This window comes from Thauera sp., assembly GCF_047601425.1.
In the GTDB taxonomy this organism is placed as follows: Bacteria; Pseudomonadota; Gammaproteobacteria; order Burkholderiales; family Rhodocyclaceae; genus Thauera.
The window spans coordinates 1,835,791-1,851,529 of record NZ_JASGJL010000001.1; the positions used below are offsets into that span (position 1 = coordinate 1,835,791).

Genomic DNA, 15,739 nt, shown 5'->3' on the forward strand with positions numbered 1-15,739 from the left:
CAGTTGAACGAGGCTCTCCGATGACTTCGCAACTCATTACGCCCTACCCCCGCGACCTGATCGGCTACGGCAAGAACCCGCCCCACGCCGACTGGCCCGGCCGCGCCCGCATCGCCGTCCAGTTCGTCCTCAACTACGAGGAAGGCGGGGAGAACTGCGTGCTGCACGGCGACCCCGGCAGCGAGCAGTTCCTCTCCGAACTCTTCAACGCCGCCAGCTATCCCGAACGCCACCTGTCGATGGAAGGCATCTACGAGTACGGCTCGCGCGTCGGCGTCTGGCGCTTCCTGCGCGAGTTCGAGCGCCGCGGCCTGCCGATGACCATCTTCGGCGTATCGATGGCGCTGGAACGCCACCCCGAACTGACCGCCGCATTCAAGGAACTCGGCCACGAGATCGCCTGCCACGGCTGGCGCTGGATCCACTACCAGAACACTCCCGAAGAGATCGAGCGCGAGCACATGCGCATCGGCATGGAGATCATCGAGCGCCTGACCGGCGAACGCGCGCTGGGCTGGTACACCGGCCGCGACTCGCCCAACACCCGGCGCCTAGTCGCCGACTACGGCGGCTTCCTGTACGACTCGGACTACTACGGCGACGACCTGCCGTTCTGGACCGAGGTGCAGAAGACCAATGGCGACACCGTGCCCCACCTCGTCGTGCCCTACACCCTCGACACCAACGACATGCGCTTCGCGCTGCCGCAGGGCTTCTCGCACGGCGACGAGTTCTTCGAATACCTGCGCGATGCCTTCGACGTGATGTATGCCGAAGGCGAGGAGCGTCCGGCGATGATGTCGATCGGCATGCACTGCCGCCTGCTCGGCCGACCGGGCCGCTTCAAGGCGCTGCAGCGCTTCCTCGACCACATCGAGAAGCACGACCGCGTATGGGTATGCCGGCGCGTCGATGTCGCCCGGCACTGGATCGAGAACCATCCTTACCAGCCCAAATAATCCACGCGGAAGCCGCCCCTGCCTCGATGCAGCCGGCGGAACCCGCACAACCCACTGAATCCAAAGGAGTCTCATATGGCCAGCCACACTCCCGGCGCCCCTGTTTTCGCCGCCCCCGCCGACCTGCCCGACTGGGCCCTGCGCTCGGTCGATCTCGCCAACCCACGCCTCGGCGCCAAGGCGATCGCCACCTCCGACGACTTCTTCGCCGAAGTCTCCCGCATGCTCAACCCCGAACCCGCTCAGTTCGTCCCCGGCAAGTTCGACACCAACGGCAAGTGGATGGACGGCTGGGAGTCCCGACGCAAGCGCGTCGCCGGCCATGACTGGGCCATCGTCCGGCTCGGCGTCAAGGGCCTCATCCGCGGCTTCGATGTCGATACCTCCCACTTCACCGGCAACTACCCGCCCGCCGTCTCCATCGAGGCCTGCGTCTCCGATTCCGACGACGCCGAGACCCTCAAGGCCGCCGCCTGGACCGAGATCCTGCCCGCCACCCCCTGCGGCCCCAACAGCCACCACATCCTCGAGTGCGCCAGCACCGAGGCCTGGACCCACCTGCGCGTGAACATGTACCCGGACGGCGGCATCGCCCGCCTGCGCGTCTATGGCCGACCGGTCGGTTCGCTTTCCGCCGCCGCCGGCGAGCTGGTCGATCTGGTGGCGATGGAGAACGGCGGCCGCGCCGTGTCGTGGAACGATGCGAGCTTCGGTTCATCCGCCGCCGCCCTGCTGCTGCCCGGGCGCGGCATGAACATGGGCGACGGCTGGGAGACCCGCCGCCGCCGCGAGCCCGGCAACGACTGGTGCGTGCTCGAGCTGGGCGCCCCCGGCACGGTCGAGCGGATCGAGGTCGATACCGCCTTCTTCAAGGGCAACTACCCGGACCGCTGCTCGGTCCAGGCCGCCTACGTCAGCGGCGGCACCGACCGCTCCATCACCACCCAGTCGATGTTCTGGCAGACCCTGCTGCCCGAGCAGAAGCTCGAGATGGATGCGATCCATACCTTCACCGAGCAGGTCGCCAAGCTCGGGACCATCACCCACGTGCGCTTCAACATCTTCCCCGACGGCGGCGTGTCGCGACTGCGCCTGTGGGGCAAGCCCGAAGCCCGGTAAAACCCGACGCAACACCTTCTGCACGCCCTTCCCGCCCCCGCCCGGGGGCGGGCCTTGTCCTTCCATTCCCCGCGAGAACGACCCATGTCCGAGACCACAGCTTTCCCGCTCCAGGTCCAGCCCCTCACCCGCGAGGCTTTCGCCCCGTTCGGCGAGGTCATCGAGGCCTGTGACGCGGTCCAGCACTTCACCATCAATGCCGGCAACACCGAGCGATACCACGACCTGGCCAACATCGAGCCCGGGCCCGACGGCCGCGTCATCGTCTCCATCTTCCGCGGCCAGCCCCGCTGCCTGCCCTTCACCGTCCAGATGATGGAGCGCCATCCGCTCGCCTCCCAGGCCTTCATCCCCATGTCCGGCAAGCCCTATCTCGTCGTCGTCGCCCCGGCCGGCGAGCCGCCCGCCGTCGAGGACCTCAAGGTCTTCCTCGCCCGGCACGACCAGGGCGTCAACTACGCCACCGGCGTATGGCACCACCCGCTGCTCGCACTCGACGACGTCTGCGACTTCATCGTCATCGACCGCAAAGGAATCGGGCACAACTGCGACGAAATAAAGCTCGAACAACACGGAATCATTGCCGACAGGGCACCTTGACATGCAGTGAGAGCAGAGCAACCCCGTTTCCCGCAGGAGCAGATGAAATCCAAAAGCCATCGCGCCAGGCCCGGTTTTTCCAGTAGAGTTCGGCTTCGGCATTGCCCGCCTGCCTGATCGCCCCCCATCTCGATCTCCAGGCACGACAGGGCAATGTCATCTTTATTTTCGCGCGGACACGATGAAGCATCCCGCTGTCGGCGCGAAATGACATCAGCCCCCAGAGTCTCGTCGAACGGGACCGCCACGGCCATGAAGAAGTCGACCAAGAAACAACTGCCGTCCCTCGTTTTCGGAAGCCTGCGCTCCACGATCGACCATGACCTGATCCAGATGCAGGAGCGGGTCAGCAGCATCACAAACTGGGTCAGCGATTTCGATGCCCTGCCTTCGGACATCGGCTTTCGCCACGTCACCACCACGTACGCCGAAGACCAGTTCTGCATGCTGGCCGTTTCCAGTTCGCCTACCGTGATGCGGGTCTACGACCCGAACTACACGATCGCCATCCCGATCAGCGGCAGCCTCAAGAGCCAGGTGGACAAATTCAGCTTCACCCTTGCCAGCCCCCATCAGGCGTTGTTCTTCCCTCCTGGCAGACGCTTCACCGAAGGCCACATCAAATCCGTATTGCTGCTCAGCGTCTCGGAGCGCCGCCTGCTGACGACCGCCCACCGCATGCTCGAGGAAAAGAGGCTCGCTTCGCTGGACCTTCATCGGCCGCGCCTGCTGGAAACCCGGCATGGCGTGATCGACTTCCTGGAGATGATCCGGCACGTCACCCGCTTCATCGACCAGTTGCATGGCAATCAGGAGCTGCTGAAACACTTCTCCCCCGGTGAGAACATCATCAGGATCATGGTCATGATGATGTTTCCAGAGTGCGTGCTGCACCAGTTGGCTGCCGAACCGGCCATCGTCAAACCCCGGGATTCGCGCATCGTGGAACTGTGCGAGTACCTGGAGGACCATCTCGACCGGCCCTTCAACCTCAGTGACCTGGAAGCGATGAGCGGTATCTCCGCACGTGTGCTGCAGCAGGAGTTCAGGAAACGCACCGGGCAATCCCCCCTGCAATGGCTGCGCGATCAGCGCCTGGACAAGGCTCGCCAGCTGCTGAGCTGTCCGAGCGGAGAGACCCGCATTTCACAGGTCGCGCTGGTCTGCGGCTTCGACAACTTCAGCGACTTCGCCAACCGCTACCGGCAGCGCTTCGGCGAACTGCCCAGCGAGACCCTGCGCCGCGCCACAAGTTGACACTGCGCCCCCATGCCAAGGATGTTTCCTGGATGACATGCGAGCCATGAGCCGCATTCTGTGCAGCATGCTGGCCCTGGCGCTGGGCGCCTGCTCCACGCTGCCCACGCCGGAAGCACGCAGTCGGCACGCCGGCGCGCTGGCACATGACCGCGGCTGGCAAGCCGTCCAGATCGAAACCCGGCCTTTCCGTTTGCGGGCCTTCCTGCCCGCCAGCTTCGTCCGCCAGGAACGCCTGACGCTCTACCTCGAAGGAGACGGCCTGGCCTGGATCACTTCCAGCCAGCCGTCGGCCGACCCGACGCCGTCCGATCCGCTCGCCTTGCGCCTGGCCCTGGCACACCCGCAAGGCAACGCTGCCTACCTGGCGCGCCCCTGCCAGTACCTGGGTGCCGCCGAAGCGCCATGCGAGCGGCGCTACTGGACCGACGCGCGCTTCGCCGAAGAGGTCGTGGCGAGCCTCGATCAGGCCATTGACGAGCTGAAGAACCGGGCCGGCGCACAGCGGCTGGTGCTGGTCGGCTACTCGGGGGGCGCTGCCCTGGCCCTGCTGCTCGCGGCACGGCGCGACGACGTCAGCCAGGTGGTCACCGTGGCCGGCAACCTCGACCACGCGGCCTGGACACGCCATCACCGCGTGCAGCCCCTGCGCCACTCGCTGAACCCGATCGAACAAGCTGCCGCGCTGGCACGGGTCGAGCAGGTGCACCTGCTGGGAGCGGCTGATCGCGTCGTTCCGCCAGGTCTGGGCCAGGCATTCGTGGCGGCCATGCCTGCCCCCGCACGGACGCAGGCATGGATACTGCCGGGCCATGATCATCACTGTTGCTGGGCGGATGAATGGCCCGACCTATGGCGGCGGGTCGCTGACTCGTTCGCCACACCCGGCACCGAATAGCACTCAGAGGAAGACGAACTTGGCGACGAACAGCACGAACAGCACGTACAGCGCGGGCGAGATGCGCTCGAACTGCCCGGTGAAGAACTTCAGCACGACGTAGCAGACGAAACCGAGCGCGATGCCGTTGGCGATCGAGAAGGTCAGCGGCATCATCACCGCGGTGACGACCGCCGGGATGGTGTCGGTGAAATCTTCCCACTCGATGTGGGCCAGCCCGGTGCTCATCAGCATCGCCACGTAGATCAGCGCGCCGGCGGTGGCATAGCCCGGAATCATGCCCGCCAGCGGCGCGAAGAACATCGCCACCAGGAACAGCAGACCGACGACGATCGCGGTCAGGCCGGTACGCCCGCCCGCGGCCACGCCCGCGCAGCTCTCGACGTAGCTCGTCACCGGCGGGCAGCCGACACAGGCGCCGAGCACGCTCGCGGTGCTGTCGACCTTCACCGCCTCGGACAGCTTCTCGATGCTGCCGTCGGGCTTCTCCAGCTTCGCGCGGTGCGCCACGCCCATCAGCGTACCGGCGGTATCGAACAGATTCACGAACAGGAAGGCGAGGATGACGCTGATCATCGCCACGTCGAAAGCACCGGCCACGTCCATCGCCAGCAGCGTCGGCGCCAGGCTGGGCGGCATCGACACCACGCCGCTGTACTCGACGATGCCCGCGGTCCAGCCGATGAAGGTGACCGTCAGGATGCTGATCAGGATCGCGCCGAACACGTTGAAGTGGCTCAGCACGCCGATCATCAGGAAGCACAGCCCGGCGAGCGCCGCCGGCAGCTCAAGCATCGACCCCATCGTCACCAGCGTGGCTTCGCTGGGCACGACGATGCCGGCGAGCTTGAGCCCGATCAGGCCGAGGAAGAGCCCGACGCCTGCCCCCATGGCGAAACGCAGGCTGCGCGGGATGCTGTCGAGCAGCCACTGGCGCAGGCCGGTGAAGCTGATCACCATGAACAGCACGCCGGACAGGAATACCGCCCCCAGCGCCACCTCCCAGCTGTAGCCCATCTCGCCGACCACGGTGTAAGTGAAGAAGGCGTTGAGCCCCATGCCCGGCGCCAGGCCGACCGGCCAGTTGGCGTAGAAGCCCATCAGCAGGCTGCTCAGCGCCGAACCGATGCAGGTGGCGACGAAGGCGGCGCCGTGGTCCATGCCGGCGGCAGCCATGATCATCGGATTGACGAAGATGATGTAGGCCATCGTGACGAAAGTCGTCAGCCCGGCGAACAGCTCGGTGCGCACGTTGGTGCCGTGCTCGGTCAGGCGGAAGCGGCGCTCCAGCCAGCTGTCGGGAAGAGCCGGGGTTGCGGGCTCGGCAGCCGTGGTCGAAGTCTGGGGTTGCATGGATGTCTCCTCGGTGCCGGCGGCAATTGCGCATCGGCTCTCGTTGGTGTTTTCTGGACGCCTGCTATGGCTGCACTGCCAGCCGGGCATTCTCTGGCCGACGCTGCACGTTTGTTAACAATTTTGGCAACGAAGACGTTCGCAGTCTAGGCAGCGCTCCCCCACACCTTCCATACCGGAATCATGATAGTGCTTATCATGTTTTGCATATGAACCACTGAACATAGGGGCTGCAGCCCCTTTCATGATCCGCAGCCTTCCTCCAGCCCCAGCAGGCGGGCGATTCCCGAATCGCCCTGCTGAGTGCCGCGGTCGAGCGACACCCGGCCCTCGAGGTGGCCGACATGCTCGATCATCAGCGCGCGGGCACGGCCGGCATCGCCGGCAGCGATGGCATCGAGGATCTGTTCGTGGTCGTCGAGCATGCAGGCGGGCGGAGACTCCCGGCGATGGGCAAGCACGACCAGCGGCATGCGGGTCACGATCTCGTCGAGAAAGGACGCCAGCACGGTATTGCCGACGGCATCGGCGAGCTGCAGATGGAAATCGACCGACAATCGCAGCGCCTTGCGTACATCCTGGGCCTCGTAGGCCTGCCGCTCCTGCCGCACCAGCGCGCGCAAGCGCGCGATGTCGGCTTCCGCCAGGCGCTCGACCGCCAGTTCGGCGATGGCCGCCTCGATGTAGCGGCGGGCGGTGAACAGGTCGCGCCCCTCGGCCGCGGATGGATGCGCGACGAACACGCCACGATTGGGCGCATGCGTGACCAGGCGATAGACCTCCAGGCGGGCGAGCGCCTGGCGGACCACCGCGCGATTCACGCCGAAGGCATCGGCAAGCGCCTGCTCCTTGAGCTGCAGGCCCGGCGGCAGGCGCTGGTCGAGCACCGCATTGCGCAGGGATTCGAACACGCGCTGGGTCTCTTCGGTAGACGGCGCCTTGCCGGCCCGGCGTGCCGCCCTTTCCCGCGTACCGCCCGCTTGCTCCGCCTCGCTCACCGCGTCTCCTCCTGTGCGCCACCGCCGCACGCGCCTGTTGCACGCGCCTGCCCTCCCACTGCCCTTGCCGCAGCAAGGGAAAGGATTATAACGAGATCGTGATTCCGCACATTTCGCTTTCGCCACCGCAAGCACTGCATCGGCCCCGCGCAATCGGCGTGCAAGCCGCAGCCATGCGTGCCCTACGCCCGGAATGCACGCCGGGATGCCTCCACAGGGATCCGGCAAATCCCGCTGCAAAATTGTTGACAATCATGTAATCAATCACCAAGATCGCCTCGCTGCCGCAGTACGTCCTGCCGGCACCGACAAGAATCACAGGCATGGCAAGGTGCAACCGCTTCCGCCTTTCGCGGGTCGACCTGCACAGCACATGCTCCACACTGGAGAAGACAATGGGCGCAGATGCAATCCGCTTTCTGCTCAATGGCGAGCCGGTCGAGGTCTCCGGCGTCGCCACCACCACCAGCCTGCTGAGCTGGCTGCGCATCCACGGCGGCCTGACCGGTACCAAGGAAGGTTGCGGCGAAGGCGACTGCGGCGCCTGTACCGTGGTCGTCGGCGAACTGAGCGGCGAGGGAGACGAGCTGCGGCTTCACAGCCTCAATGCCTGCATCCAGTTCGTGCCGGCGCTCGACGGCAAGGCCGTGTTCACCGTCGAATACCTGCGCCGCCAGACCAGCGGCAGCCTGCATCCGGTGCAGCAGGCGATGGTCGACTGCCACGGCTCGCAATGCGGCTTCTGCACGCCCGGCTTCGTGATGTCGCTGTGGGATCTCTACAACGACTGCGTCCCGGCCGGCGAGCGCCCCGATGCCGCGCGCATCCGCAGCCAGCTGACCGGCAACCTGTGCCGCTGCACCGGCTACCGGCCGATCATCGAAGCCGGCGAGCGCATGTTCGAGCTGCCCGAACAGAGCCTGGACCGCGAGGCCGTGCGCACCGCCTTGCTCGCGCTGCGCCGCAGCGCCGAGTTCGACTATGCCGCCGGCGAGCAGCATTTCCACGCCCCCCGCACACTGGCCGAACTCGTCGCGCTGCGCAACGGCAAACCCAGGGCCACCCTGCTCGCCGGCTGTACCGACATCGGCCTGTGGGTGAACAAGCAGTTCCGCGACGTCGGCGACCTGATCCACATCGGCCGGGTCGGAGAATTGCAACATGTCCGCGAGCAGGACGGCTTCCTGCGCATCGGCGCGGCAGTGTCGCTGAGCGACGCCTACGCTGCGCTGTGCCGGCACTATCCGGAACTGGGCGAGCTGTGGGAACGCTTCGCCTCGCTGCCGGTGCGCAATGCCGGCACGCTCGGCGGCAACATCGCCAACGGCTCGCCGATCGGCGATTCGGCGCCGGCGCTGATCGCCCTCGGCGCCCGCGTCGTGCTGCACGGCATGCAAGGCCGCCGCACGCTGCCGCTCGAAGCCTTCTACCTCGACTACATGAAGAAGGACCTCGCCGCAGACGAGATCGTCGAGGCGGTCGAAGTGCCCTTGCGCACACCGGCGCTGCGCTTCCGCAGCTGGAAACTGTCGAAGCGTTTCGACTCCGACATCTCGGCCGTGTGCGCGGCCTTTGCGCTGCAGCTGGAGGACGGCGTCATCCGTGCCCCGCGCATCGCCTTCGGCGGCATGGCGGCGACCTCGCGGCGCGCCACGCGCACCGAAGCGGCACTCGATGGCCGGCGCTGGGACGAAGCCGCGCTGGCCGACGCCCTGCAGGCGCTGGACCAGGACTACGCACCGCTCGGCGACCTGCGTGCCAGCGCCGGCTACCGCCGCCGCGCGGCTGCCAACCTGCTGCGCCGCTTCCACCTCGAGACCCGTGCCGAGGCCCCGCTCGATACCCGGCAGACACGCGTGTTCGCCGCCTTCGACACCTTCGCCGCCCAGCCCTGAGGCCGTCCGATGAAAGCCGAAACTCTCCCCCAGGAAGCGCAGGCCGTCCCGGCCGCGCACCACGGCCACCCGCACGAATCGGCCCACCTGCACGTCAGCGGCGAAGCCACTTATGTGGACGACATCCGCGAACTCGCCGGCACGGCCCATGCCGCGCTGGGCCTGTCGACCCAGGCCCATGCGCGCATCGTCTCGCTCGGCCTCGACGCCGTGCGGGTCATGCCGGGCGTCATCGCGGTGCTCACCGCCGCCGACATACCCGGCAGCAACGACTGCGGACCGATCATCCACGACGATCCCATCCTTGCCGACGGCGTCGTGCACTACGTCGGCCAGCCGATCTTCGCCGTGATCGCGCAGACTCACGAACTCGCGCGCCGCGCCGCCCGCCGCGCCGAAGTGGTCTACGAGCCGCTGCCCGCCGTGCTCGATCCGCAGCAGGCGATGCAGCAGAACAGCCTCGTGCTGCCGCCGATGCAGCTGGTGCGCGGCGAACCCGCCGCCCGCCTCGCGACCGCGCCGCGCCGGCTCGCCGGCAAGTGGCAGGTCGGCGGCCAGGAACAGTTCTACCTCGAAGGCCAGATCTCGTATGCCGCGCCGCGCGAGGACGGCTGCATCCACCTGTGGTGCTCGACCCAGCACCCGACCGAGATGCAGCACGTCGTCAGCCATGCGCTGGGCCTGGCGGCGAACCAGGTTGTCGTCGAGATGCGGCGCATGGGCGGTGGCTTCGGCGGCAAGGAATCGCAGTCGGCCTTGTTCGCCTGCGTCGCCGCGCTGGCCGCCTGGCGCCTGCGCCGCCCGGTCAAGCTGCGCCCCGACCGCGACGACGACATGATGATCACCGGCAAGCGCCACGACTTCCACTACGACTATGAAGTCGGCTTCGACGACGACGGCCGCATCCTCGCCGCCCGCATCGAGATGACCGCGCGCGCCGGCTTTTCGGCCGACCTGTCGGGGCCGGTGGCGACGCGCGCGATCTGCCACTTCGACAATACCTACTACCTGTCCGACGTCGACATCCGCGCGCTCTGCGCCCGCACCAACACCCAGTCGAACACCGCCTTCCGCGGCTTCGGCGGACCGCAGGGAGCGATCGCGATCGAATACATCATCGACAGCATCGCCCGCGAACTCGGCCGCGACCCGCTCGACGTGCGCAAGCTCAACTTCTACGGCGACGAGGGCCGCGACCTCACCCCCTACGGCCAGCGCGTCGAGGACAATGTGATCCACGAACTGGTGGCCGAACTCGAAGCCGGCAGCAACTACCGCGAACGCCGGCGCGAGATCGCCGCCTTCAACGCGGGCAGCCCAGTGCTGAAAAAGGGCCTGGCGCTGACGCCGCTGAAGTTCGGCATCTCCTTCAACGTCGCCCACTTCAACCAGGCCGGCGCGCTGGTGCACATCTACACCGACGGCTCGGTGCTGGTGAACCACGGCGGCACCGAGATGGGCCAGGGCCTCAACACCAAGGTCTGCCAGGTCGTCGCCAACGAGCTCGGCATCCCGCTGGCGCAGGTGCGCGCCACCGCCGCCGACACCAGCAAGGTCGCCAACACCTCGGCCACCGCTGCCTCCACCGGCGCCGACCTCAACGGCAAGGCGGCCGAGGATGCCGCCCGCCGCATTCGCCTGCGCCTGGCCGAATTCGCCGCCAACACATACGGCGGCGGGAGTATCGATGCCGGCGCGGTGCGTTTCACCAACGGCCAGGTGGAAATCGGCGACACCACATTGCCCTTCGCCGAACTGGTGATGCAGGCCTACCAGGCCCGCGTGCAGCTGTGGTCGGAAGGCTTCTACGCGACGCCCGGGCTGAGCTGGGATCGCAATACCCTGACCGGCCGCCCCTTCTACTACTTCGCCTACGGCGCCGCGGTGTCCGAGGTGCTGGTCGACACACTGACCGGCGAATGGCGGCTGCAACGCGCCGACCTGCTGCACGACGCCGGCAACTCGATCAATCCGGCGATCGACATCGGCCAGGTCGAAGGCGCTTTCATCCAGGGCATGGGCTGGCTGACGACCGAGGAACTGTGGTGGAACAAGGACGGCCGGCTGATGACCCACGCGCCCTCGACCTACAAGATCCCCGCCACCCACGACTGCCCGGCCGAGTTCCACACCCGCCTGTTCCGCAACCGCAACCACGAAGACACCATCCTGCGCTCGAAGGCCGTCGGCGAGCCGCCGCTGCTGCTGCCCTTCTCGGTGCTGCTGGCGATCCGCGACGCCGTCGCCGCAGCCGGCGACGGCCGGACCAATCCGCCGCTGCGTGCGCCGGCGACGCCCGAGGCGATCCTCGATGCAGTCGAAGCGGTGCAGGCGGCCTGCGTTCAGGCAGCCTGCAGCAAGGAGATCCAGCCATGACGACCTGGATCGAACGGCTCGCACAGTCGGTGGCCAATGGGATCCCGGCCGTGCTCGTGACCGTCGCCGCCACCCGCGGCTCGACGCCGCGCGCGCCCGGCACCCGCATGATCGTCGGCGCCGACGCCTGCCACGGCACCATCGGCGGCGGCCAGCTCGAGCTGCGCGCGATCGCCCTCGCCCGCCAGCTCCTGGCCGACGGCGCCGAGCTGCCCAGCCTGGTACGCTTTCCGCTCGGCGCCAGCGTCGGCCAGTGCTGCGGCGGTGTGATGCAGCTCACCTTCGAGCCAGTCGGCTCAGCGCAGCGCGAATGGGTCGAAGCAGCGCGGACACGCACTGCCGCAGGGCGCCCCTGGGGCCGCCTCGTCTCCCTGACCGATGGCAGCGTCCGTGTGTTCGGCGAAGAAGCGGCCGAGCTGCTCGACGATGCACGGCTCACCGAGCGCGCCCGCAGCCTGCTCGCCGGCACTGCCGACAGCGCCGCGCTGCTGGCGGGAGAAACCGTTGGCCGCGCCGATGCACTGCTCGACGTCAGCCTGCCGCCGGAACTTCAGGTCGTGCTGTTCGGCGCCGGCCACGTCGGCCGCGCCCTGGCCGAAGTCTTCGGCCGCCTGCCGATGCGGGTGCGCTGGGTCGATAGCCGCGAAGAGGAATTCCCCGCCACGGTCGCGGACAACGTCGAAGTGTGCTGCACCGACGTACCCGAAGCCGAAGTGCGCGCAGCCCCGGCCGACGCGATCTTCCTGGTGCTGACCCACAGCCACGCGCTGGATTTCGACCTGGTGCGCGCCATCCTCGATCGCAACGATTTCCGCTTCTGCGGCCTGATCGGTTCGCAGAGCAAGCGGACCAGCTTCGAGCAGCGCCTGCGCGCACGCGGTTACGGCGAACAGGCGATCGCCCGCCTGCACTGCCCAATCGGCGCCCCCGGCCTCGCCGGCAAGGAGCCCGAAGTCATCGCCATCGCAATCGCCGCCGAGGTGCTGCAGCTGCGCGGCGCTTCGCTCGCCGCACGTCCCGCACAACGCCACCGCGCGGCATGACGACGATATCCGCCTTGCCTGCCGCCCCGTTCCGAACGCCTTTCCGAGCCTGCCCGACATGAACTCTGCCGACCTGCACGCCGTCCGCGGCGAGATCCTGCACTTCCTCGCCGACCCCGCCAGCCACGGCGAGGCCGCCATCGAACACTTCGCCGACGGCCTGCTGCTGATCCGCGACGGCCACGTCGCCGAAGTCGGCCCCGCCGCCGAGCTGCTGACCCGCCTGCCGGCCGACCTGCCGGTGACCGACTACCGCGGCAAGCTGATCATGCCCGGCTTCGTTGACACCCACATCCACTACGCCCAGACCGACATCATCGCCAGCCACGGCGAGCAGTTGCTGGCCTGGCTGGAGAAATACACCTTCCCTGCCGAAGCCCGCTTCGCCGATCCGGCACATGCGCAGGCCGTCGCCGAATTCTTCTGTGACGAGTTGCTGCGCAACGGCACCACTACCGCCCTTGCCTTCGCCACCGTGCATCCGACATCGGTCGACGCGCTGTTCGAAGCCGCGCTGAAGCGGCGCATGCGGATGATCTCGGGCAAGGTGATGATGGATCGCCACTGCCCGGATTTCCTGCGCGACACCGCCGAAAGCGGCTACGCCGAATCGAAAGCCCTGATCGAACGTTGGCACGGCCGCGACCGCCTGCAGTACGCCGTCACGCCGCGCTTCGCCGCGACCTCGACGCCCGAGCAGATGACACTCGCTGGCCGCCTGTACGCCGAGCACCCCGGGCTCTACCTGCAATCCCACGTCGCCGAGAACCAGGGCGAAGTCGCCTGGGTCGCCGAACTCTACCCCGAGGCGCGCAGCTACCTGGATGTCTACGACCGCTTCGGCCAGCTCGGCGAGCGCTCGGTCTACGCCCACTGCATCTGGCTCGACGACACCGACCGCCAGCGCATGGCCGACACCGGCACCGCGATCAGCTTCTGCCCGACCTCCAACCTCTTCCTCGGCTCCGGCCTGTTCGATCTCGACCGCGCTCGCGAAATGGGCCTGCGCGTCGGCATCGGCACCGACGTCGGCGCCGGCACCAGCTTCTCGATGCTGCAGACGCTGAACGAGGCCTACAAGGTGCTGCAGCTCAAGAGCCAGAAACTGTCGGCCGCCAGCGCCTTCCACCTCGCCACCCTGGGCGGCGCGCACAGCCTCTACCTGGACGAGCGCATCGGCAACTTCCTGCCCGGCAAGGAAGCCGATTTCGTCGTCCTCGACCCAGCCGCCACGCCGCTGCTGGCGCGCCGCATGCAGGCCGCGCAGACGCTGGACGAGCGCCTGTTCGTGCTGATGATGCTGGGGGACGATCGCACCGTCGCGGCCACCCATGTGCTCGGCAAAGCCGTCTGGCAGCGCCCCGGTTGAGCTTGCTTGCAGCCTGGAAATCTTCCTGCGACTGGTGCCCGCCATCCGCGACAGCGCGCGGGCGCTGGTGCTGGCCTCGCTGGAACTGGAGATCGGGCTGGACGAAGTGTTCGAAGGCGTCGGCGCCGCCGCGTCCGTCACGGCTTCAGCCGGTAGCCCGTCCTGAACATCCACATCACGATCACGATGAACACCGCCAGGAACAGCAGCGCCATGCCGATGCTGACGCCGACCGCGACGTCGGCGCTGCCGTAGAAGCTCCAGCGGAAGCCGCTGACCAGGTACACCACCGGGTTGAACAGGCTCACCGTCCGCCACAGCGGCGGCAGCATGTCGATGGAGTAGAAGCTGCCGCCTAGGAAGGTCAGCGGCGTGATGACGAGCAGCGGCACCAGCTGCAGCTTCTCGAAGTTGTCCGCCCAGATGCCGAGGATGAAGCCCAGCAGGCTGAAGGTCAGTGCGGTCAGCACGAGGAAGAACAGCATCCACAGCGGATGCTCGATGCGCAGCGGCACGAACAGCGTGGCGGTGGCGAGGATGATCAGGCTGAGCATGATCGCCTTGGTGGCGGCCGCGCCGACGTAGCTGGCGACGATCTCGAAATGCGATATCGGCGCCGACAGCACCTCGTAGATGGTGCGCGAGAACTTCGGGAAGAAGATCGCGAAGGTGGCGTTGGCCACGCTCTGCGTCAGCAGGTTGAGCATGATCAGGCCGGGCACGATGAAGGCGCCGTAGCTGACGCCCTCGACCTGGGGGATGTAGCCGCCGATCGCCGAGCCGAACACGACGAAATACAGCGAGGTGGAAATCACCGGTGCCAGCACGCTCTGCAGCAGCGTGCGGCGGGTACGCGCCATTTCGAACTTGTAGATGGCGCGCATGGCCTGCCAGTTCATCCCTGTCCTCCCTTGTCCTCGTTCCTGCCCTTCCGCTCGCGCTCGCTGACCAGGCCGACGAAGATGTCCTCGAGCGAACGCTGCTCGGTGTGCAGGTCGGCAAAGCCGATGCCCGCATTGCCCAGGTCGCGCAGCAGTTCGGCGATGGCCGCGTCCTTCCCGCAGCCCTCGCCCTGGTAGTGATACACCAGCTCGCTGCCGCCCTTGCCCAGCACCAGCCCGTAGCACGCCAGTGCGGGCGGGATCTCGACCAGCGGTGCGGCAAGCTGCAGCGTCAGGCGCTTGCCGCCGAACTTGCGCATCAGCGTTTCCTTGTCCTCGACCAGGATCAGCTCGCCCTTGCTGATCACGCCCACGCGGTCGGCCATTTCCTCGGCTTCCTCGATGTAGTGGGTGGTCAGGATCACGGTGACGCCGGTGTCGCGCAAACGGCGGACCAGTTGCCACATGTCGTGGCGCAGCTCGACGTCCACGCCGGCGGTCGGCTCGTCGAGGAACAGGATCTGCGGCTCGTGCGACAGCGCCTTGGCGATCAGCACCCGCCGCTTCATGCCGCCGGACAGCGACACCAGGCGGGCGTCCTTCTTGCTCCACAGCGACAGCGCCTTCAGCAGTTCCTCGATATGGGCCGGATTGGGCGGCTTGCCGAACAGGCCGCGGCTGAAGCTGACGGTGTTCCACACCGATTCGAAGGCGTCGGTGGTCAGCTCCTGCGGCACCAGGCCGATCAGCGCCCGCGCCGCACGGTAGTCGCGGATGATGTCGTGGCCATCCACCGTGACCCGCCCGGCGCTGGGATTGACCAGGCCGCAGATGATGCTGATCAGCGTGGTCTTGCCGGCTCCGTTCGGCCCCAGCAGGGCGAAGATCTCGCCGCGCCGGATCTCGAGGTCAACCCGCTTGAGCGCGCTGAAGCCGCTGGCGTAGGTCTTGGACAGGCCGTCGATGGAAATGATGGGCTGCATGGAAGGCC

14 protein-coding genes are annotated in these 15,739 nt (G+C 67.4%); 10 read left to right on the forward strand and 4 right to left on the reverse strand.

Going from position 1 to position 15,739, the window contains the following annotated elements; all coding sequences use genetic code 11:
- Positions 1-20 precede the first annotated feature (20 nt).
- The 5 genes from puuE to QM748_RS08965 all read left to right on the forward strand — a co-directional run bounded on the left by puuE (position 21) and on the right by QM748_RS08965 (position 4,833).
- Positions 21-959 (forward strand): allantoinase PuuE, encoded by a 939-nt coding sequence (gene puuE, locus QM748_RS08945; protein ID WP_415246637.1) that lies wholly within the window; start codon positions 21-23, stop codon positions 957-959.
- 75 nt (positions 960-1,034) lie between these two features.
- Entirely contained in the window at positions 1,035-2,078 is a 1,044-nt protein-coding gene (alc, locus tag QM748_RS08950) for an allantoicase (protein WP_415246638.1), read from the forward strand.
- An 84-nt stretch (positions 2,079-2,162) separates the two neighbouring features.
- Positions 2,163-2,678, forward strand: coding sequence for an ureidoglycolate lyase (locus tag QM748_RS08955; RefSeq protein WP_415246639.1), 516 nt, complete (start codon positions 2,163-2,165; stop codon positions 2,676-2,678).
- A 252-nt stretch (positions 2,679-2,930) separates the two neighbouring features.
- Positions 2,931-3,935 (forward strand): helix-turn-helix domain-containing protein, encoded by a 1,005-nt coding sequence (locus QM748_RS08960; protein ID WP_415246640.1) that lies wholly within the window; start codon positions 2,931-2,933, stop codon positions 3,933-3,935.
- A 46-nt stretch (positions 3,936-3,981) separates the two neighbouring features.
- Positions 3,982-4,833: an alpha/beta hydrolase family protein gene (locus tag QM748_RS08965; protein ID WP_415246641.1), complete on the forward strand. Its 852-nt coding sequence runs from the start codon at positions 3,982-3,984 to the stop codon at positions 4,831-4,833.
- 3 nt (positions 4,834-4,836) lie between these two features.
- Here QM748_RS08965 and QM748_RS08970 read toward each other — a convergent pair whose 3' ends face one another.
- Together QM748_RS08970 and QM748_RS08975 are read right to left on the reverse strand one after the other, a co-directional pair.
- Positions 4,837-6,186 carry an NCS2 family permease gene (locus QM748_RS08970; protein WP_415246642.1) on the reverse strand — a complete coding sequence of 450 codons (1,350 nt, stop codon included), beginning with the start codon at positions 6,184-6,186 and terminating at the stop codon, positions 4,837-4,839.
- A 242-nt stretch (positions 6,187-6,428) separates the two neighbouring features.
- Positions 6,429-7,184: a GntR family transcriptional regulator gene (locus QM748_RS08975; protein ID WP_415246643.1), complete on the reverse strand. Its 756-nt coding sequence runs from the start codon at positions 7,182-7,184 to the stop codon at positions 6,429-6,431.
- A 395-nt stretch (positions 7,185-7,579) separates the two neighbouring features.
- On the opposite strand from QM748_RS08975, the gene xdhA reads away from it, so the two are divergent.
- From xdhA to QM748_RS09000, 5 genes are read left to right on the forward strand one after another with little or no spacing between them, the layout of a single operon-like run.
- Positions 7,580-9,079, forward strand: coding sequence for a xanthine dehydrogenase small subunit (gene xdhA, locus QM748_RS08980; RefSeq protein ID WP_415246644.1), 1,500 nt, complete (start codon positions 7,580-7,582; stop codon positions 9,077-9,079).
- Positions 9,080-9,088: 9 nt separating this feature from the next.
- Positions 9,089-11,455, forward strand: coding sequence for a xanthine dehydrogenase molybdopterin binding subunit (xdhB, locus tag QM748_RS08985; RefSeq protein ID WP_415246645.1), 2,367 nt, complete (start codon positions 9,089-9,091; stop codon positions 11,453-11,455).
- Positions 11,452-12,498, forward strand: a complete 1,047-nt coding sequence (xdhC, locus tag QM748_RS08990; RefSeq protein ID WP_415246646.1) for a xanthine dehydrogenase accessory protein XdhC — start codon at positions 11,452-11,454, stop codon at positions 12,496-12,498. Before xdhB ends, xdhC begins: the two co-directional genes overlap by 4 nt.
- 58 nt (positions 12,499-12,556) lie before the next feature.
- Positions 12,557-13,867 (forward strand): guanine deaminase, encoded by a 1,311-nt coding sequence (guaD, locus tag QM748_RS08995; protein ID WP_415246647.1) that lies wholly within the window; start codon positions 12,557-12,559, stop codon positions 13,865-13,867.
- A 34-nt stretch (positions 13,868-13,901) separates the two neighbouring features.
- Positions 13,902-14,033, forward strand: coding sequence for a hypothetical protein (locus QM748_RS09000; RefSeq protein ID WP_415246648.1), 132 nt, complete (start codon positions 13,902-13,904; stop codon positions 14,031-14,033).
- On the opposite strand, the gene QM748_RS09005 is transcribed toward QM748_RS09000, so the two are convergent.
- Together QM748_RS09005 and QM748_RS09010 are read right to left on the reverse strand one after the other, a co-directional pair.
- Complete coding sequence (locus tag QM748_RS09005) at positions 14,005-14,766, reverse strand: ABC transporter permease (protein WP_415246649.1); 762 nt, start codon at positions 14,764-14,766, stop codon at positions 14,005-14,007. The two genes, QM748_RS09000 and QM748_RS09005, sit on opposite strands and share 29 nt — an antisense overlap.
- Positions 14,763-15,731, reverse strand: a complete 969-nt coding sequence (locus QM748_RS09010) for an ABC transporter ATP-binding protein (RefSeq protein WP_415246650.1) — start codon at positions 15,729-15,731, stop codon at positions 14,763-14,765. Before QM748_RS09010 ends, QM748_RS09005 begins: the two co-directional genes overlap by 4 nt.
- Between the last annotated feature and the right edge of the window lie 8 nt (positions 15,732-15,739).